This is a genomic window from Agrobacterium sp. 6Ca8, assembly GCF_055382765.1.
Genome location: NZ_AP026434.1, coordinates 910,270 through 929,649, shown reverse-complemented (window position 1 = coordinate 929,649; position 19,380 = coordinate 910,270). Strand labels below are relative to the sequence as shown.

The window sequence follows — 19,380 nt, the reverse complement described above, 5'->3', positions numbered from 1 at the left end:
ATGTCATCGTCCCACAGCATAGGCCTGCATCAGTCGCGGGGTTGCGGCGGCCCGCAGCAGGCCATCGGCATCCCGCTTTGCGGCAGTCAGGCGCCCCACCGACCACGCATCGGCAACGGTGACCTTGTGTCCGCGGCGGCGAAGCTCCTGCAGCGTGATATCACCCACGGTGCTTTCCACCATGATCTCGCCCGGCGAACTGGTGCGCGGATAAAACGAGCCCGGAAAATGCGAGGTATGGAACAGCGGCATGTCGATGGCCGCCTGCAGGTTCTTGCCGTGATGCGCATAACGCAGGAAGAAGGGCAGCTGCCACTGATCCTGCTGATCGCCGCCCGGAGTACCGAACACCATGGAAGGGCGTCCCTGATGCAGCGCGAGCGAGGGTGTCAACGTGGTGCGCGGGCGTTTTCCAGGTGCGAGCGAGGTCGGCAGGCCTTCCTTCAACCAGAACATCTGGGCGCGGGAATTGAGCGCAAAGCCCAATCCCGGAACAATTGGCGATGATTGCAGCCAGCCCCCGGACGGCGTGGTTGAGACCATGTTGCCCCAGCGGTCTATGACATCGATATGCACGGTATCGCCGCGTTTTTCGGTAAGATGCGACATGGTGGGCTCGTAGACGGTGCCCTTGCCGCTCATTTCGGCGAGCATGGCCATGGTGGCGTCCACCTGCTTCTCGTAACCCGGCACGATGCCGGGACGCAGATCGAGCGATGCCTCGGTGCCGATCAGTTTACGACGCCCGGCATTGTAGCCTTCAGAGAGAAGATATTCCGTCGGAATCTGGCCGAAATCAGGATCGCCGTAATAGACCTCACGGTCGGCAAAGGCGAGCTTCATGGCCTCAACGATGGTGTGGATGAAATCGGGGCCGGACGGGTCCATGGCCGCAAGATCGAAGCCTTTCAACAGGGCGAGCGACTGCAACAGAACCGGTCCCTGCCCCCAGGCAGGCGTCTTTGCAATCGTCCAGTCATGATAATCAAGCGTCTGCGGCGCTTCGATGGTCGCGCTCCAGTCCGCCATATCCTGCGCCGTCAGCACGCCCTTGTGCTTGGTGCCGCTTGCATCCATGACTTCAGCGGTCTTGACGTAAGTGTCGATGGCTTCCGCTACGAAACCCCGATAGAAAGCGTCGCGTGCGGCTTCAATCTGGTTTTCGCGACCCGAACGCGCTTCGGATTCAGTGACGATCCGCTTGTAGGTTTCCGCAAGTACAGGATTCCTGAAAAGGGCGTGCGGCTCGGGTGCGGCACCACCCGGCAGCCAGGTCTCGTAGGATGTCGGCCATTCCTTCTCGAAGAATTCCGCCAGCCCCTTGATGGTGGCGGAAACGCGCGGCAGAGTCGGATGTCCGTATTCGGCATAATAGATGGCTGGTTCCAGCACCTCGCGCACGCTCATCGTGCCGTAGTCGCGCAGCATCAGCATCCAGCCATCGAAGGCTCCGGGAATGACGGTTGCAAGCAGACCATCGCCGGGGATCAGCTTAAGCCCCTCCGAGGTATAGTGCTCGATGGTGGCGCCACTCGGAGCAGGCCCCTGCGCGCAGATGACTTCGACCTTGTCCTTCTTCTTTGAATAAAAGACGGCAGGCATGTCGCCGCCGGGGCCACAGAGATGCGGTTCGACGATCTGCAGCACGAAGCCGGTGGCAACCGCTGCGTCGAAGGCGTTACCTCCCTTTTCGAGGATTGCCATGCCCACGGCCGATGCGATCCAGTGCGTCGAGGTGACGACGCCGAATGTGCCAAGGATCTCGGGGCGTGTGGTAAATTCGGTCATTCAGTCAGTTCCTTATGAGAAATCATGCTTCGCGCGGATCGAGCGCATCACGCAGGCCATCGCCCAGGAGATTGAAGCCTATGACGACGAGGAAAATTGCAATGCCGGGCCACATCGTCATCCACGGCGCCTGGCTCAGAAAGTTCTTCGCGGTGTTCAGCATGGAACCCCACGACGGCGCCGGTGCCTGCTGGCCAAGGCCGAGGAAGGACAGGCTCGCTTCCGCAATGATGGCCGTCGCAACCGTCAAGGTCGCCTGCACGATGATGGGAGCAAAGACATTTGGCAGGATGTATCGTGTCATGATGTCGAAGTGGTTGAGGCCAATCGACCTTGCCCCCTCGACATAATCTTCCATCTTGACCGCCAGCACCTGACCACGGGTCAACCGAACGAAAATCGGCATGGCGGAAAGCCCGATGGCGATCATCGCGTTGGTAAGGCTCGGGCCGAGGAAGGCCGCAAGGGCAATAGCCATGATGAGGAACGGCATAGCCAGCAGCGCTTCGGTGATGCGCGATATGACCATATCCACCCAGCCACCGAAATAACCGGCGATCAACCCGAAGGGCACGCCGATCACCACCGCAATCATGACGGAGACAACACCCGCCATCAGCGAGGCGCGCGCGCCATAAATCATGCGCGAAAGGATATCACGGCCAAGATCGTCGGTGCCGAGCCAGTGGGCGGCGGACGGCGCCTTGCGGATGGCCGACCAGCTGGTCGCAATAGGGTCAGCAATCGGCAGGATCGGTGCTGCAACGGCAAGTACCGTGAAGAAAAGCACGATAATCAGACCGGCGAGCGCCGATTTGTTGCGCTTCATTTTCTTCCAGGCGCGGCTTTCCTGCCGCGGCACCGGTACGGACAGGTTTTGATCGAGAGCGGTCATGATATCAGGCCTCAGATCGTCGCCCTGAGGCGAGGGTTAAGCAGGACATACGCAATGTCCGCCAGCAGGTTCATGACGATGAAGCCGACCGCGGTGCAGAGCACGATGCCCTGGACGACGGCGTAATCGCGGGTGAAGACCGCATCGACGGTCATCTTGCCGAAGCCGGGAATGGTGAATATCTGCTCCGTCAGAACCGCACCGGCCAGCAACTCACCGAAAAGCAGTGCCAACAGCGTGATGACGGGCAGAAGCGCGTTGCGAAAACTGTGCGACAGGATGATCTCACGCGGCGAAAGCCCCTTGGCGCGGGCGGTGCGGATATAGTCTGAACTCAAAACCGCGACCATTGCCGAACGCGTGTGGCGCATCAACGTTGCCGCAAGCGCATTGCCGAGCACGAAGGCGGGCATGATCATTGTCTCGATGGAGCGAACGGGGTCGACGAATATCGATTCATATCCGGATGCCGGCAGCCAGCCGAGTTTCACTGAAACCAGCAGGATCAGCATGATGCCGAGCCAGAAATTCGGGATCGACAGGCCGGAAAGCGCCACGATATTGGCGGTGTAGTCGATCCATGTGTTTTTCTTGACGGCGGCCAGAATGCCGATCGGAATACCGATGACCATCGCAAAGAACATCGCCATCACAGCCAGCTGAATGCTGACCGGCAGCTTCTGGCCGATCAGTTCCAGCACCGGCTGGTTGGTCCTCAGCGAAATACCGAAATCGCCGGTCACCACACCGCCCAGCCAGTTGATGTACTGGAGCGGTACCGGGTCGTTCAGGCGATACTTCTCCCGCAGGAATTCAATCGTCGCCGGATCACGCTCCTCACCCGCCATGGCGAGAACCGGATCACCCGGCAACAGTTTCTGCAGCGAGAAGACGAAGATGGAGATGATCAAAAGCGTCGGGATCGCGACCAGCAGTCGCTTGCCGATATAGACAGGCATGGCATTGCCCCCGTTCGTGCACGTTCTGGAGGGCCGCACGGCAAGCCGTGCGGCGGATTTGAAGCGCTTAGTCCTTGCTGACGCCGAGAAGGCGGATCATGCCATCAGGCGAAGGCTCCCAGCCCTTGACCTTCTTGGAAATGGCATAGGCATAGGGCTGGTGGCCGAGATAGATGATCGGCATGTCGTCGTTTAGGATGACGCTTGCCGCATCGTATTTTTCCTTGCGGACCGCATCTTCAGTCGAGGCGCGTGCTTCGTTCAGCAGCTTGTCGACTTCAGGATTACAATATTTCACATCGTTGATGCCGCCCTTGCAGGTGACGAACTGGTGAAGATTTCCATCGGGATCGATACGACCAGACCAGTCGGAACGGCTGAGCTGATAGTTGCCGGCGGTCTGTTCGGAAAGAAGCGTCGCAAATTCGGTGGCCTTCAGCGTCACGTTGAAGCCAGCCTCCGCCACCATGGACTGGATCACCTGCATCATCTGCGTCTGCGTGGTGTTGTTGGCGTGCTGAAGTTCGATATCGAGCTTCTCGTAGCCAGCCTCCTTCATCAACTGCTTGGCTTTGTCGATGTCGCGGGGCGGCACCGGCAGGTTCTGGTTGAACCATGGGCTTGTCGGCGGGAATGACTGATTGCCGGCCTTGGACGTACCCTCAAACACGATCTGGCCGATCGCTTCGCGGTCAATCGCATAAGAGAAGGCCTGACGCAGGCGCTTGTCCTTGCCGAGCGGATTGTCAGCGCGCGCGCCGTTGTTGATGTTGACATACATGGCCATGTAGCCCGGACCGATCACGTCCGCATAGGTCAATTTGGGGTCATTCTTGACGGATTCCGCGTCGGACGCCGAGATACGTTCGGCAATGTCGAGATCGCCAGAGCGGAGGTTTGCAAGCTTCACAGTGGTATCGGGAATTGGCAGGTAGACGATCTTGTCGACCTTGATTTTGTCCTTGTCCCAATAATCCGCGAATTTTTCGAGGACGATACGGTCCTGCTGGATGCGCTCGACGAATTTGAACGGTCCGGCGCAAACCGGCTTGGAGCCGAAATTCGCGCCCAGTTCCTTGGCGGCTTTCGGCGCGACGATCATTCCCGCGCGATCTGAAAGCTGGGCAAGCAGCGTGACATCGGGCGTCTTCAGCGTGAACTTGACTTCCAGCGGCCCGGTGGCCTCAACCTTTTCAACCGAGGACAACTCGCTCTTGCGGCGAGATTCCGGAAGGGTCATGTTGCGCTCGATGGTGGCAACGACGGCGGCCGCATCTAGCGTCTCGCCGTCGTGGAACTTCACGCCGTCGCGAATTTTCATCGTCAGCACCTTGCCACCCTCGGACCAGGCCCATTCGGTGGCAAGCTGGGGAACGATCTTCATGTCCTGCGAGATATCCACCAGCTTGTCGCACATGGAGGTGTAGACGATACGGCCGACGAAGGTGCGCGATTGCGCGGGATCAAGCACGTCCGCGTCATCGTTGAGGCCGATGCGCAATTCGGAAGACATGGCTGGTGCGGTCAGAAACGCGCTTGCCAACAGCGCCGCAGTCAGTGTGTAGATTTTCTTCATGTTCGATCCTCTGGTCTGGTTTTCTTTGACTTTTATCATTGGCCGGCCCCGAAGGACCGGCGGGTTTACGTCCGCGGCCTAAGAGGCCGGGGTAAGCGGATTGTCGGCTTCGTTGATGCTCTTCGCCGCACGGTCTTCCGCAGCGCTCTCCTCCTGAAACCCGAGCGAAGTGGCGCGGATCAATCGTTCCTGATGCATGAGAAGGTGCTGGCGCATCGCCTCTCCGGCACGCGCCGGATCGCGATCGGCAATGGCATCGACGATGGCGACATGCTGTTCGAAAGACGCCTTGCCATTCGTGCCACTGCGCCGGGCGAGTTCGCGTATCGACTGCCAGGCATCGTCCTGGCGAATACGGTTCACGACATCGAATATCGACAGGAACAGCTTGTTGCCAGCACTCTGGGCTATCTGGCGGTGGAGCGAGCCGTCCCACAATTCCTTGGCATCGGCATCCGTGCTTTCGCCGGTCTTCTTGACGAGCGCGCGCATGCGCTCTACCTCGGCGGGCTTGGCGCGCATGGCTGCAAGCTGCGCCAGTTGCGGTTCGATGCGCAGGCGGACTTCCATGATTTCCATGATATCGGTGCTGGCGACCATTTCGGTAACCTGGGTGGACCAATCGTCCGGCTTTTCACCCACAAAGGTTCCGGCCCCCTGGCGACGCCAGATAAGACCCTCGGCCTCCAGAACCTCCAGAGCACGGCGGATTGACCGGCGGCCGACATTGAAGGTCTCGGCAAATGCCCGCTCCGTCGGCAGGCGGCCGTCATTCGCGAGATTCTTCGTCTGAATATACTCACGAAGCTTTGCCAGAGCGTAGTTTGAATTGTCGTTAGGGTTTGTCGCCAAGCCGCACCATTTGCGTGAACCAATCGAACATTGGTTCATTTGGTGAGAAATTTCGGCAGACGTCAAGCCCATTTTTGAGCCTTGATTACAAGCGCTCAAAATATGGGCATACGCCGATTTTCAGGGTCGGAAATGCATGCTTTCAGGGCAAGGAAGACAATGTCGGCGAGCAAATGAAATACGACCGAAATGCCACCCTTGTCCTGTACGCGTTTACGCCAGCATTGACATCATTCGGAGCTTTTGAGTCCGTTCAAAATCTCGTAAGCCACGGCAACACGATCCTCATTGGAATAGTTTTTATTGGCCAGAATGACGATACCGAGTTTCTGCTCCGGTACGAACGCCACATAGGCTCCGAAACCGTTGGTGGAGCCGGTCTTGTTGATGAAGACATCGCCACGCGGCTTCATCGGCGGCGAAATTTCCGATACCGGCACCGTCTTGAGCAAGGCGCCGGAGTTCGTTTCGATAAGTGTTTTCAGCGCGGCTGGGTAGGCATATTGCTCCCAGATCATATCCTGCGTCATCGCGCCAACGCTGAAATATCCCGTATGAGTGTTGGCGATCGCCTGCTGGAGTTTTCCGTCCAGCTTTTCCAGCCCCATATTCGCATTGACGAAACGGATCATGTCGGTCGCCGTCGATCTGACCCCGTTAGCCTCCGATGAGAGAATGGCTGGCGTCATGCGGGCCGGTTCGCCGGTTCTCTTATAACCCTGCGCATAATCGGCCATCTTTGCCTTGGGCACCACGGTGAAGGTGCTCTTCAATCCAAGCGCCGGAAACAGTACGTCCTGCATTGCGCTGTCATAGCTTTGGCCCATGGCCTTTGCGGTGACGTATCCGAGCATTCCGATGCTGGGATTGGCGTAGGTTCTGTGCGTTCCCGCCTTGTATGCGGGCTTCCAGGCCTTGAGATAGGCCAAAAGCTGCGGCTCCGTCTCGACATTGTCCGGCACCTGCAACGGAAAGCCGCCGGCGGTGTGGGTGCCAAGATGCATCAGCGTGACATCGCCAAACGGCTTGCCCTTCATGGAGGGAAGATAGTCTTCGACCTTGCCTGATAGTGACAGTTTCCCCTGCGTCTCCGCATAGGTACTGAGCGTGACCGTAAATGTCTTGCTGATGGAACCCAGCTCGAAAAGCGTCTGCGGGGTAACCGGCTGGCCCGTACTTTTGGACATGACACCGTAGGTGAAGACGTGATTTTCGCCATCGACACTGATGCCAACGGCCAGACCCGGAATACCGTTCTTCTCCATCACCGGCTTGATCGCTGCATCCGTTATCGCTTTCAGCCTGGCATCATCAGCGGCAAAAGTCTGCGTGAACAGGCTCGTCGAGATCAATGTGGCCAATGCAATATGTCTGCGATTAAGTTTCATCTTTCGCGTTCTCCAAAACCTCAAGTGGATTTTCGGCGCCTGCGCCGTCCCCAGCGAAAGACGTTTAACCGCCCTACATTGCACGAACAAATCATGATATCTCGGACGAGGCATAATAAAATCTAGGTCTTGAATGGTTCGGCAATTTCTTCCACTGAACGGCTTGAGGGCATTTGAGGCATCAGCGCGGCACCTCAGTTTCACCCGCGCGGCCATAGAACTCTGCGTGACGCAGGCGGCTGTGAGCCAACAGGTGAAGGGCCTCGAAAAACGACTGGGGGTTTCCCTTTTTCAACGGCTTCCAAGAGGCCTGAAAATCACCGCGGAAGGCGAAGCCCTGCTACCGACGGTCACCAGCTCTTTCGACCAGATGGCGATCACGCTCGACAGGATCGAAGCCGGTCAGGTGCGCGAACTGCTGTTTCTAGGCGTCGTGGGAACCTTTGCCGTGGGCTGGCTGCTGCCGCGGCTGAGGGAATTTCAAAAGCGGCACCCGTTCATCGACGTGCGCGTTTCCACCAACAACAACCGCGTGGACATGGCCGCCGAAGGCCTCGATTTCGCCATTCGATTCGGCAAGGGCTCCTGGCATGGCACGGATGCATTCCGGCTTTTCGAGGCGCCCCTTTCGCCTCTCTGTACGCCGAAACTGGCGGAGACACTGAAATCCCCCACTGATCTCGCGGACGCCACGCTGTTGCGCAGCTACAGGTCTGACGAATGGGCCACGTGGTTTGCAGCGGCTGGCGTAACACCGGTGGCGCAGGTGAATGCCGGCATCGTTTTCGATACCTCGCTCGGCATGATGGAGGCCGCATTGCAAGGGCTCGGCGTGGCGCTCGCCCCGCCATCGATGTTCTCGCGGCATCTGGCATCCGGGACTATCGTCCAGCCCTTCCCCGTCACCATATCGCTTGGCAGCTACTGGCTGACGAGGCTGCAATCAAAGCCGCCGACACCAGCCATGCAGGCCTTCTCGGACTGGATGTTTACCAATATCGGTCCTGCGCAAGACGGCCTATGACAGGGCGAGCAGAACGCCACCAATCGCGCAGATGACCACCACGATCCATGGCGGCGTCTTCCACACCGTCAACAGGATGAAACCCGTCAGCGCAAGTGCAAAATCCTTCGGCATGAATATGGCGCTTGTCCACACCGGATCATAAAGCGCGGCCCCGAGAATGCCAACGACGGCGGCATTTGCGCCGCGCATGGCAGCCTGCGCCAGAAGGTGCTTGCGAAAGCCCTCCCAGAAGGGCAGCGCACCGACGAGCAGTAGCATGCCCGGCAGAAAGATCGCGACAAGCGCAATGACTGCTCCCGCAATACCGTTCGGCTGCGGCCCCACCACAGCGCCGAGGTAGGCCGCGAAGGTGAACAGCGGGCCGGGAACGGCCTGGGTTGCACCGTAACCGGCGATAAACGCATCTTCCGTCACCCAGCCCGTGGAAACCACTGCCGATTGCAGCAACGGCAGCACCACATGGCCGCCACCAAAGACAAGGGCGCCGGCACGATAGAACGCATCGAACAATGAGAGGCCTTGCGAGCCCGCCATCGCCGCGAAGACCGGCAGGAAGGCCAGCAGGAGCGCAAAAGTGGCAAGCGCAATGTATCCGACACTTTTCGGCACCCGGAATGCGAGATGGGATGCCTGACGCGCGGCCTCGCTGCGGCAGAAGCAAAGCCCCGCAATGGCACCCAAGGCAAGCGCCAGAATCTGGCCAAAAGCGCCCGCGACAAACACGACGCAGATGATGCCGACGAGCGCGATGCTGGCACGCTGTCTATCTGGAGCAAGGCTCTTTGCCATGCCCCAGACGGCCTGCGCCACCACGGCGACCGCAACGATCTTGAGGCCATGCAACAGGCCGGTACCGACCGGCCCTTCTATCGACGCGGCGACCATGGCGAAGAGAAGCAGGAGGATAGCGGACGGCAGGGTGAAGGCCGTCCAGGCCGCCAGCGCACCGAGCGGCCCTGCCCGCAGCAACCCAAGGGCAAAACCGACCTGGCTGGAGGCCGGCCCCGGCAAGAACTGGCAGAGCGCCACGAGATCGGCATAACCCGCCTCATCGATCCATTTGCGCCGCACGACCAGCTCATCGCGAAAATAACCGAGATGGGCGATGGGACCGCCGAAGGAGGTGACCCCGAGCTTCAGGAACGCCGTAAAAACTTCGCCGGGCGTGCCGCCTCGAGGGGTGGCCGCTTCAGTGCGGATGGTTTGCGTTGACGACTTCACGAAAAAGCTCCCTGAGCGTGCAACGGCTGTTCGTCTACACAATGTCCGTATCAAAAACGATATCGATATCAGACACTATTATGACAGGGATATGAAGAGGCGGGAGCGCGTCCTCGATGAACGGGATCGTTCGACGCGCGCCATATCTTCGTTTTTACGTCATTTCGAGCCTCAGACGATTAGTCCCTTCATGGGCCGGATTGCCTCCGAACCGGGAAAGACCGCCTTGTCGAGCATGGCAGCGCTTGCGCCGAGATGATCGACCGCGAGGCCCTTGATGATCGCGCGAATATCCGTCGTGGGCGCAAGGTCCCGCCCATCCCGCAACTGCGCGAGCTTGAGGCCGGGCCAATCGGCGATGACACGCCCGCCACGGATGCTGCCGCCGGCGAGAAAGGCCGTTGTTGCCGTTCCGTGGTCAGTTCCTTCCGTACCGTTGATACGGGCGGTGCGGCCAAATTCCGTGGCGACCAATATAGCCGTATCCTTCCAGACCGGCCCCAGCTCCTGCTCGAAGGCGGCAAGCGCATTGTCCAGCCCGCTCAACAATTTTGAAAGACGGTCGACCTCATGGGCATGGGTGTCCCAACCCTCGAAGGCCAGCGCCGCAACGCGCGGCCCTTCCGGGTGCGCAATCAGCCGTGCTGCACCGCGCGCCATCTGCTCCATGCCAACGGGATCACCCGGACCACCGCGCGCCTTGATATCGACGCCGGAGGCGATCCTGCCGGTTTCGATGCCCTCGGCAAGCAATGCCGCCAGCATCGGGTCCGTCTGGCCGTAGAGATCGGCAAGGCGCGGAGCGAGATCGCCATCGGCGGGTTTGAGAACGGATGGCGCCCATCCCAATATCGGTGCCTTGCCGCGAATGACAAGCGGAGCGCTGGCGCCAATGGCAAGGCCGCTCACCCGCTGCCCGGCCGCAGCTGGATTGATGGTTTCACCCGCCGGCAACTGTTCGAGCAGACGGTTCAGCCAACCCGTCTCGACATGGCCGGGGGTCGGAAAACCCGATTCCAGCACATCCTGGCCATCAAAATGCGAACGGTCACGATAACCGGTAGCGCTGGCATGGACCACCGCTGCCTCGCCCTTCCGGTACAGCCGCTGGAAATTGCGAAGGGATGGATGGAGCGCAAAGAAACCATCCAGCGCTAGGGCTGGATTGTCGCCTTCAGTGCGCATGGCGATCTGTTGCCTTAGCGCCTCATAGTCGGGGTCGCCGACGGGCGGCACGGCGGTCAGCCCGTCGAGCGCGCCGCGCAGGATGATGGTGACGAAACGTGGGTCGCGCCCGCCGGCAGCAAAAGCAAAACGCGGCATGAAGGCCCAGGCAAAAAGCGCGCCGCCTGTGCCAAGAAGAGCGCGGCGGGTGGGGGAAAGATGTTCACACAGCATGGTCAACGCCTCTGGAATTCGGGGGAAAGGAAAGCAATCGTCAGTCCCTGCGGTTTGCTCTCAGCCCGCTGCACGGCCTTTTTCGTCTCCTCGGACAAAAGCGGCCCCAGCCGGTCTGCGACGAAGTCGCGCGGATCGATTGAACCCGCAACCTGATGAGCGAACAGACTGGCGGCATCGATACGCGTCGCCAGGCCCTCGGAAGAACCCCAGCTATCGGTGACATCGGCAAAACCGTTCGGTCCGGAGGGGTTCCACAGCGGCTGACCCAATGCGTTGAGCACTGAAATTACCTGCTCGGGTTTTGGCACTATTCCACTCGCCCTGATGACGGTCGTCACGAAATCTAACGGGGGTCTGAGCTTGGTCAGCGCCGGGCTCCAAGACTGTTCAGCCTCGATAAGCGCCATATAGGTAGCGGAAAGATCGCCGTGGCTCTTGGTGTAGGCGGCAGCAAGTTTCGCCACCAGTTCCGGTGGTGGATGGTCGCTGACGAAATGCCGTACCAGCTTGTAAGCGAGATGGCTGGCCGTCGCCGGATGATGCGCGAGATCTCGCAGCGCCCGCCGCCCCTGCTCTACCCCCGCTTCACCATAGGTGATGCCCATCACGGCATGGTCGCCGGGTTCATGGTTGTTGGCGTTGAAGGAAAATCGGCCAAGCGGACCCGGACGCTTCTCGTCGCGATAGACGCTCCAGCCGGTGATGATGCGGGCAAGTGCTGTAACATCGGCCTGACTATAGCCGCCATCCACCCCGAGCGTATGCAGTTCCATGATTTCGCGCGCGAGGTTTTCGTTGAGCCCGCGCTTGCCGTTCCTGTTGGCCTGCGAATTCGGTCCGATCGATTGCTGATTGTCGAGAAAATACAGCATGGCGGGATGGGTCTCGACTGCGACCAGCATATCCTCGAAATTGCCGAAGACATGCGGACGGATCGCCTCACGCTCGAAAGCGCCGGCGAGAATGTGCACATCACCGCCCTTGCCGGTGGCAACCGCGAAGTGATTGGCCCAGAACATTGCCAACCGCTCGCCAAAACCGATCAGCGGCTGGCGTATCGTGCCGTTGAAGCGGGCGTCCGCCTCCGCAAGCAGTATCTGCTGGGGAAAATAGGGGCGCTTGGTGGCCGGCACGTCCGGCTTCTTGTCCTGTGAAGCACTGGCAGGCGGCACCATGCCCGCATTGTCCATAGCGTTTGCGGCAATTGCCATTGCCGGCGATGGTGGGCTCATGGCCCCTGCGGTCGCACCCGCGGCGCCGGTGGTGGCCGCGACGGCAAGGACAGCAGGTTTTTCACGCTCGGCCTTGATCTCCTTGTTATACGCCATCAGCGATATCAGAAGATCGGCGCTGGAATGAAGCTGTGCGCCGACAGGAATTGGTGTGGCGCGTTCGGTAATTTCCAGCCGCAACAGATCGCGTGGGTCGTCTTTGATCGCCTGGATATCGCCTTCACGCGCGCCGAGGCCGAAACGCCACAGACAGAGTGCTGCATCCAATTCCCTGGAATTTGACATGGCCGATACGAACTCCGTTTCGTTATCGATCATTCAACGGGCGCCAGGGCCAAAATCCGTCGCTCTTGAAATGTGATTATTTCGTGGCCGGTTTCGGCGCCTCACGGGCGAGCAAGCCTTCCGCCAGCCGGCGCCGCGCCTCTAGCGACAATGTGCGGGCGAACTCCACGGCCTGCATCTCGGTTGCGGCGCGGACCTCATATTCCGCCTTGCGGGCACGCTCAAGCGCTGCGGACAATGCCTCCGGGTCAAGCGTTTCTGCCCCCATCAGGGACGCCGCCTCGATACGCGCCTGGCGCGCCTCGGCGGAGGTTTCCCGCATGGTCCTGCGTGCATCGCTAAGGCTGCGCCGGAAGGCCTCCCTTTCGGTCTTTGGCAATTGTTCGCCCGCAAGCGGCATGCGGGCAGCGGCAGCGGCCGGGTCGTTCCGCAGATAAACGAACCCTGCGCCGGCAAGCGCGCAGACAAGAAACGTATTCGCGACGAGAAGGACAACGACTATCCAGCGGAAATTCTGATCGCTCATTTCGTCTCCTCGGTCATTTCGTTTTCGGTTTGCAGGTTTCCGAACGCGGTCAACGTATCGCCCAATGTCAGGGCGGGCGGTGGCGTGAGGTTGATGACGGCAACCGCTCCCGTCAGCGCGCCCGCAAGGCTGATGCCGATCATGCCCGCACCCAGCCCGTACCGGACGATCCATCTGCGTCTGGTGGTCTGCGCCTTTGCCTGCGCCATGATCTTCGCGTTGAGCATGGCCGAAGGGTCGCGAAGACGATATGCCGACAGCATAAAATCGAGAGGTGCCGCCTGCGCAATCAGGCGCCTGCCGTCTGCCGTCTCCGCATAAGCCATGGCCTCCAGCCGCCGGTCTTCCGGCCAGCGTTGTGGATCGGCACCATAGGCAGCCACAAGATCGGAAAAAACCTTGTTATCCATGAGCGTCTTCTTCGCCCCGTTCATTGGTCGCCCTCATTCAAAATCGCATGGAGTGCCCGGCGGCCACGCGCCAGAAGGCTTTCCAGTGCGTCCACACTGACATGCATGACATCAGCCGCCTCGCGGTTCGACATCTCCTGATAATAGACCAGAACGATCGCCTCCCTTTGTCGCGCGGGTATGGCCTGCAAGGCGCGCGCCACGGCACCGCTCTCGTCACCATCATATGGCAGGGCGGCATCGGGCAGCACACTGCCGTCAATCTGTTCGGGCGGCTCAGCAACCGATATTTCCCGGCGCTTTCGCAAGCGGTCGTAACAGAGGTTCAGCGCCACCCGGTGGATCCATGTGTCGAATTTCGCACGCCCCTGCCGCCACGTGCCTGCATGTTTCCATATCCGCAGGAAGGTCTCCTGCGCGATGTCTTCCGCCTCTGCCGGATCACCCAGCATACGCGTGGCAAGCGCCATGATCCTCGGCAGTTTGGCCGTCACCAGAGCCTGCATCGCGCGGACATCTCCCGCAGCGACATCCGCCACCAAATCTGCATCCGGATCGCTTACCATGTATCGGGCTTTGTCTCCGTACTGTCCTGTCGGACACGGGCGAAATCCATGCGGAATGACGGCGGCTTCAGTGAGGATGTCCCGCACCTTGCCACTTTAACGCAGACCCGCGCAAAATCCGTCGCCGATTTCTGGGAAATATTCGCGTGCATTTTACGGCAGACCGCGTCACCGCCCGAACACATTGGAACGGCTGTTTCAACCGTCCACAGATACCCCGGCAAGCCTGTCCGGCCCGAACGCTTCAAGCAATCCGCGATAGGGCTTGGCGAGTGGCGTGGCGTAGGCGCCGCGCTTGGCGGTCGAAAGCCCCATCGATACCAGCGATTCCGCCTGTTTCACCGCCGCAGCGACGCCATCGATAACAGGCACGCCGAATTCGCTGCGCAACTCGGCGGTGAGATCCGCCATACCGGCGCAGCCAAGCACAATCGCTTCGGCGCGATCTTGACGCAGGGCCAGTGAAATCTCTTCCCGCAGCCTCTCCCTGGCATTTGATGCCGGATCTTCCAGCGACAGGACGGGAATATCGGCGGCACGCACATTGCAGCGGGCAGACATGCCATAACGGTGAACGAGATGTTCGAGCGGCAGCCGCGAACGCTCCATCGTCGTAACGATCGTAAACCTCTGCGCGATGAATGCCGTGGCTGAAACCGCCGCTTCGCAAATCCCAATTACGGGTATGTCGGCGAGCGCGCGGGCCGCATCGAGCCCGGTGTCGTCGAAACAGGCGATGACGGCTGCCCTGGCACCAAGCGTCGGCGCCTTGGCAAGCTCGAGCAGCAGGCCGGGTACCGCGAAAACCTCATCGTAATATCCTTCGATGGAGACAGGCCCCATGGAAGAGGTCACTGCCAGGATTTCCGTATCGCAACTGGCCGCCCGCGTCGCCGCGTCGGCGATCGTCGCCGTCATGGATTGCGTCGTATTCGGATTAATGACGAGGATGCGCATGTTCTGTTTTTTCATCAACGCGAATGGCGACGGTTCAGAGTAACGATCAGGCCAAGCGTGGCCGCAATAACCAGGAAGGAGAAAAGGGTCGTGACGGCTCCGAGCGCGTAAAGCACTGGCGTCGTGACGTTGGTGGTCATGCCGTAGATTTCCAGCGGCAGGGTGTTGTAGGTGCCTGACGTCATCAGCGTACGGGCAAATTCGTCATAGGAAAGCGTAAAGCCGAACAGGCCGACGCCTATCAGGCTCGGTGCAATCATCGGCAGCACCACATGGGCAAAGGTCTGCCAGGCGGATGCCCCGAGATCGCGGGCGGCTTCTTCATAGGATGGAGAAAAGCGGTTGAAAACCGCCAGCATGATGAGCACGCCGAATGGCAGCGTCCAGGTCAGGTGCGCGCCAAATGCTGATGTATACCATGAAGGTTCCAGCTCAAGTTGTTGGAAAAGAACGCCGATACCGAGTGATATGATGATCGATGGCACCACGAGGCTTGCGACGGAAAGATAGAATAGCGGCGTCGCGCCGATGAATTTGCGCCGGAAAGCGAGACCCGCCAAAAGCGAGACGAGCACCGTGACGACCATGACCATAACGCCAAGCCCGAAGGAACGGCGGAACGAGCCGCCAAAATCGCCGACCGCCTGCTGTTCGAAAAGATTGCCGAACCAGTGCAGCGAAACGCCGTTGAGTGGAAAGGTCAGTCCGCCATTCGGCCCCTGAAAGGCAAGGATGAGGATTGCCGACAGCGGGCCGTAGAGGAACAGCACGAAGAGCAGAAAAAAGAAGGCGAGGACATAGAATTCACGGCCGCGTTTTTCCGAATGCATGGGTCACAGCTCCTTGCGGATATCGACGATGCGCAGGATGCCCGCGACCATCAGAAGAACGAGGATGAGCAGGATAACGGCATTTGCGGCCGCCGCGGGATATTGCAGCAGCGACATCTGGTTCTTCATCATCAGTGCCACCGACGCGCTCTGCCCGCCGGACATCACCTGAACCGTGGAGAAATCGGCCATGACAAGCGTCACGACAAAGATGCTGCCGATCGCCATGCCGGGTTTGGCAAGCGGAATGATAACGTTCCAGAGGGTCTGCCAGCCAGTCGCCCCGGCATCGCGCGCCGCTTCGATCAGCGATTTGTCGATGCGCATCAGCGTGTTGAAGATGGGTGTGACCATGAAAAGCGTATAAAGATGCACCATGGCCAGCACCACGGCAAAATCCGAATAGAGCAGCCATTCGATTGGCGCAGGTACGATGCCGGCACTGACCAGCGCGCTGTTGACCAGCCCGTTGCGCCCGAGAACGGGAATCCAGGAAATCATGCGGATGATGTTCGACGTCAGGAAAGGCACGGTGCAGACGAGGAACAGAACCATCTGCATGGTGGTGGTGCGGATATGAAAAGCGAGGAAATAAGCGACCCAGAAACCGCAGAACAGCGTGATCGCCCAGACGATGGCGGCGAATTTCAGCGTGTTGATATATGTTTGCCACGTGACCCAGGAACCAAGCGTCTCGGTATAGTTGAAGGTCACGAAACCCGGATACATCTGGGCAAAATCATAATCCCAGAAACTGACGACGGCGATCATGACGATCGGTAAAAGCAGGAAAAAGCCGAGGATCAGGAAAAGCGGTGTGGCCTGAATATAGGACACAAGCTTCTGCGGCAGGGCGAAGCTGCGGGACGGCTTGTCCTTTTTTTCGCTCACGCCGATGAATCTGACTGTCACCAAGGCTTTTCTCCTGCTGGCTGCCTGTGAAAGAGAGGCCGCGTCGGCGCGGCCTCATGTCTGCGAAAGGCGAGAAGATCAGGCCGCGATGAACTCGTTCCAGCGACGAACCATGTAGCGGTCCTCGTCCATGACGGAGTTCCAGCAGGCGACCTTGCCCATGCGCTCTTGGAACGAACCGCCGTCGCGCACTGCACCGGCCTTTTCCATGACCTTGCCATCAGGCGCGATGATATCGCCCTGCGCGGGCTTGCCTTCGACCCAGTAACCCCACTCGTCGGCCGACATATGTTCCTTGGCCGTATCCATGGCGGCGGAGTAATAGCCCTGACGGTTGAGGTAGGCGCCGACCCAGCCGGAGGTGTACCAGTTGATATACTCGTAAGCCGCATCCAGCTTGGCGCCGGAGAGGTGCTTGGCAAGGCCAAGGCCGCCGCCCCACGAGCGATAACCTTCCTTGAGCGGCTGGTATTTGCAGGCGATGCCCTTGGAGCGAACGGCGGCGACGGCGGGCGACCACATAGACTGGATCACGACTTCACCCGACGCCATGAGGTTGACGCTTTCATCGAAGCTCTTCCAGAAAGCGCGGAACTGCCCGTCTTTCTTGGCCTTGATGAGGAAGTCGATGGTCTTGTCGATCTCCTCCTTCGTCATGTTGCCCTTGTCGGCATATTTGATGTTGCCCATGGCTTCCATGATCATCGCCGCATCCATGATGCCGATGGAGGGGATGTTGAGGATAGAGGCCTTGCCCTTGAACTTGGGGTCCATGATATCGGCCCAGCTGGTGATATCGCGGCCGACGAGATCGGGGCGAATGCCGAGCGTATCGGCATTGTAGATGGTCGGAACCATGGTGAAATAATCGGTTTCGCTTTTCGCAAACTTCTTGTCGCCGGGCTTTTCGACGAAACCGACCGTGTGCGGGGCGGTACCCTGGGCCACGACGCTATCGGGCGTCAGCTTGCCGTTTTTAAACAGCGGAACGATCTTGTCGTAATATTTCAGCTTCTTGATTTCCATCGGCTGAATGACACCCGCCGGGTAGACCTTCTTCAGGATCCAGTATTCGATATCGGCGATATCGTAGGAGTTCGGCTGGGTCACGGCGCGCTGCGCGGCCGCATCCGAATCCGTCGCCGTCATCTCTAGTGTGATACCGAGATCAGCCTTGCACTTTTCGGCAATCGCATTGAGGTTCGAAACACCCGTGCCGAACTGGCGGATCGTGATCGGGTTCTGCGCCCATATGGTCGGGAAACCGGTGACAAGGCCGGAGCCGATGGCCGCGCCTGTTGCGGCGGCACCTGCCTTTAGAAGGCCACGGCGGGACAGGCCCTTGTTGCTGTTGGAGTTGTCGGTCATTTCAAAGTTCTCCTCTGGTTATTTTTGGGGTCACTTCTCTACCCGGCCGAGCACGATGGCATCGGCCGCATTCCATGAAAGCGGTATGGCGTCGCCGGTCTTTACCGGCTTTTCGAAGAAGGCGACGTCGCTGAGGATGGCGTTGAAATCCTCAATGCCCGCGCCGGTCACGGCGATCTTCACGCTTGCACCGCGATACTCGACATTCGAGACGATGCCGGTAAAACCGAAACCGGGTTGATCTGCCTCGCCGACGCGCACACGGTCGGTACGAACGGCGATATCGACCGCGCCGTCATCCGGGGCAACGCCGCCTGCCGTGAAGGTGCCGCCGCCCGCAACCTCCAGCGTGACGAGATCGCCGTTCTTTTCCTTGAACCGGCCGGAAATGACATTGTGATCGCCCATGAAGCGGGCGACGAAAGCGGTGGCCGGGCGCTCAAACAGCTCGCGCGGCGTCGCTGCCTGCTCGATGCGGCCATCATTCATGACGACGATGACGTCGGCCAGCGCCATTGCCTCTTCCTGACTGTGTGTGACGTGAACAAAGGTGATGCCGAGCGAGGTTTGCAGCTTCTTCAGCTCGGCCCGCATACGGATCTTGAGGAAAGGATCGAGTGCCGAAAGCGGCTCATCCAGCAGCAACGCCTCGGGGTCGGTGATAAGCGCGCGAGCCAACGCCACGCGCTGCTGCTGCCCGCCGGAAAGCTGGGCCGGGCGCCGGGTGGCATAGGGTTCGAGCTGCATCAGCCGCAGCATCTCCAGCGCCTTGGCGCGGCGCGCTTCCTTGTCCACCCCCTTCATCTTGAGGCTGAAGGCAACGTTGTCGACGAGATCGAGATGCGGAAACAGCGCATAGGACTGGAACATCATTGCCGTGCCGCGTTTGGCGGGCGGCAGATCGGTGACGACCACATTACCAAGCCTGACATCGCCGCTTGAAATGCTTTCGTGGCCGGCGATCATTCGCAGTGTCGAGGTCTTGCCGCAGCCCGAAGGACCAAGCAGGCAGCAGTAACTTCCTGCCGGTATCTTGAGGCTTATGGCATGCACCGCGGTGGTGTTGCCATAAATCTTGGAAACGGAAGCGATGTCGATTGCTGCGGCTTTGCTCATGAACACTCTCCTGCGACGTCTTTGTCATGCAGGAGCCGTGCCAATCGGCTTTGCCATTGATATAAAACGGG

General features: G+C 59.6%; 18 protein-coding genes. 1 reads left to right on the top strand and 17 read right to left on the bottom strand.

Annotation, left to right across the window (positions count from 1 at the left end):
• Positions 1-3 precede the first annotated feature (3 nt).
• The 6 genes from ACZ5A6_RS18440 to ampC all read right to left on the bottom strand — a co-directional run bounded on the left by ACZ5A6_RS18440 (position 4) and on the right by ampC (position 7,458).
• Positions 4-1,788, bottom strand: a complete 1,785-nt coding sequence (locus tag ACZ5A6_RS18440) for a gamma-glutamyltransferase family protein (RefSeq protein ID WP_038493702.1) — start codon at positions 1,786-1,788, stop codon at positions 4-6.
• A gap of 22 nt (positions 1,789-1,810) precedes the next feature.
• Positions 1,811-2,683, bottom strand: coding sequence for an ABC transporter permease (locus ACZ5A6_RS18435; RefSeq protein ID WP_013761355.1), 873 nt, complete (start codon positions 2,681-2,683; stop codon positions 1,811-1,813).
• Positions 2,684-2,694: 11 nt separating this feature from the next.
• Positions 2,695-3,642, bottom strand: coding sequence for an ABC transporter permease (locus ACZ5A6_RS18430; RefSeq protein WP_113473643.1), 948 nt, complete (start codon positions 3,640-3,642; stop codon positions 2,695-2,697).
• 67 nt (positions 3,643-3,709) lie between these two features.
• Positions 3,710-5,218: an ABC transporter substrate-binding protein gene (locus ACZ5A6_RS18425; protein WP_019566419.1), complete on the bottom strand. Its 1,509-nt coding sequence runs from the start codon at positions 5,216-5,218 to the stop codon at positions 3,710-3,712.
• A 78-nt stretch (positions 5,219-5,296) separates the two neighbouring features.
• A complete protein-coding gene (locus ACZ5A6_RS18420; protein WP_065663075.1) occupies positions 5,297-6,109 on the bottom strand; it encodes a FadR/GntR family transcriptional regulator in 813 nt (270 codons plus the stop codon).
• A gap of 191 nt (positions 6,110-6,300) precedes the next feature.
• Positions 6,301-7,458 (bottom strand): class C beta-lactamase, encoded by a 1,158-nt coding sequence (gene ampC, locus ACZ5A6_RS18415; protein ID WP_464111244.1) that lies wholly within the window; start codon positions 7,456-7,458, stop codon positions 6,301-6,303.
• Between the two features lie 133 nt (positions 7,459-7,591).
• On the opposite strand from ampC, the gene ACZ5A6_RS18410 reads away from it, so the two are divergent.
• Positions 7,592-8,482, top strand: a complete 891-nt coding sequence (locus tag ACZ5A6_RS18410) for a LysR family transcriptional regulator (protein WP_464111243.1) — start codon at positions 7,592-7,594, stop codon at positions 8,480-8,482.
• On the opposite strand, the gene chrA is transcribed toward ACZ5A6_RS18410, so the two are convergent.
• From chrA to ACZ5A6_RS18355, 11 genes are all read right to left on the bottom strand, one after another.
• On the bottom strand, positions 8,477-9,706 hold the full coding sequence (gene chrA, locus ACZ5A6_RS18405) for a chromate efflux transporter (protein ID WP_025595997.1): 1,230 nt from the start codon (positions 9,704-9,706) through the stop codon (positions 8,477-8,479). The two genes, ACZ5A6_RS18410 and chrA, sit on opposite strands and share 6 nt — an antisense overlap.
• A 171-nt stretch (positions 9,707-9,877) precedes the next feature.
• On the bottom strand, positions 9,878-11,104 hold the full coding sequence (locus ACZ5A6_RS18400) for a DUF1501 domain-containing protein (RefSeq protein WP_025595996.1): 1,227 nt from the start codon (positions 11,102-11,104) through the stop codon (positions 9,878-9,880).
• Positions 11,105-11,106: 2 nt separating this feature from the next.
• On the bottom strand, positions 11,107-12,657 hold the full coding sequence (locus ACZ5A6_RS18395; RefSeq protein ID WP_464111242.1) for a DUF1800 domain-containing protein: 1,551 nt from the start codon (positions 12,655-12,657) through the stop codon (positions 11,107-11,109).
• 43 nt (positions 12,658-12,700) lie between these two features.
• Positions 12,701-13,150, bottom strand: coding sequence for a periplasmic heavy metal sensor (locus tag ACZ5A6_RS18390; protein WP_003517770.1), 450 nt, complete (start codon positions 13,148-13,150; stop codon positions 12,701-12,703).
• Positions 13,147-13,560, bottom strand: a complete 414-nt coding sequence (locus tag ACZ5A6_RS18385) for a hypothetical protein (protein ID WP_233283675.1) — start codon at positions 13,558-13,560, stop codon at positions 13,147-13,149. Before ACZ5A6_RS18385 ends, ACZ5A6_RS18390 begins: the two co-directional genes overlap by 4 nt.
• A gap of 20 nt (positions 13,561-13,580) precedes the next feature.
• On the bottom strand, positions 13,581-14,126 hold the full coding sequence (locus ACZ5A6_RS18380; protein ID WP_019566427.1) for an RNA polymerase sigma factor: 546 nt from the start codon (positions 14,124-14,126) through the stop codon (positions 13,581-13,583).
• Positions 14,127-14,324: 198 nt separating this feature from the next.
• A complete protein-coding gene (locus ACZ5A6_RS18375) occupies positions 14,325-15,083 on the bottom strand; it encodes an aspartate/glutamate racemase family protein (RefSeq protein ID WP_038493729.1) in 759 nt (252 codons plus the stop codon).
• A gap of 14 nt (positions 15,084-15,097) precedes the next feature.
• Positions 15,098-15,913, bottom strand: coding sequence for an ABC transporter permease (locus ACZ5A6_RS18370; protein ID WP_464111241.1), 816 nt, complete (start codon positions 15,911-15,913; stop codon positions 15,098-15,100).
• A 3-nt stretch (positions 15,914-15,916) separates the two neighbouring features.
• The gene (locus ACZ5A6_RS18365) at positions 15,917-16,828 is read right to left on the bottom strand and encodes an ABC transporter permease (RefSeq protein WP_019566429.1); all 912 of its coding nucleotides are present in this window, start codon (positions 16,826-16,828) and stop codon (positions 15,917-15,919) included.
• Between the two features lie 75 nt (positions 16,829-16,903).
• Positions 16,904-18,193 carry an ABC transporter substrate-binding protein gene (locus tag ACZ5A6_RS18360; RefSeq protein WP_003517786.1) on the bottom strand — a complete coding sequence of 430 codons (1,290 nt, stop codon included), beginning with the start codon at positions 18,191-18,193 and terminating at the stop codon, positions 16,904-16,906.
• Between the two features lie 30 nt (positions 18,194-18,223).
• A complete protein-coding gene (locus ACZ5A6_RS18355; RefSeq protein WP_019566430.1) occupies positions 18,224-19,309 on the bottom strand; it encodes an ABC transporter ATP-binding protein in 1,086 nt (361 codons plus the stop codon).
• Positions 19,310-19,380 lie beyond the last annotated feature (71 nt).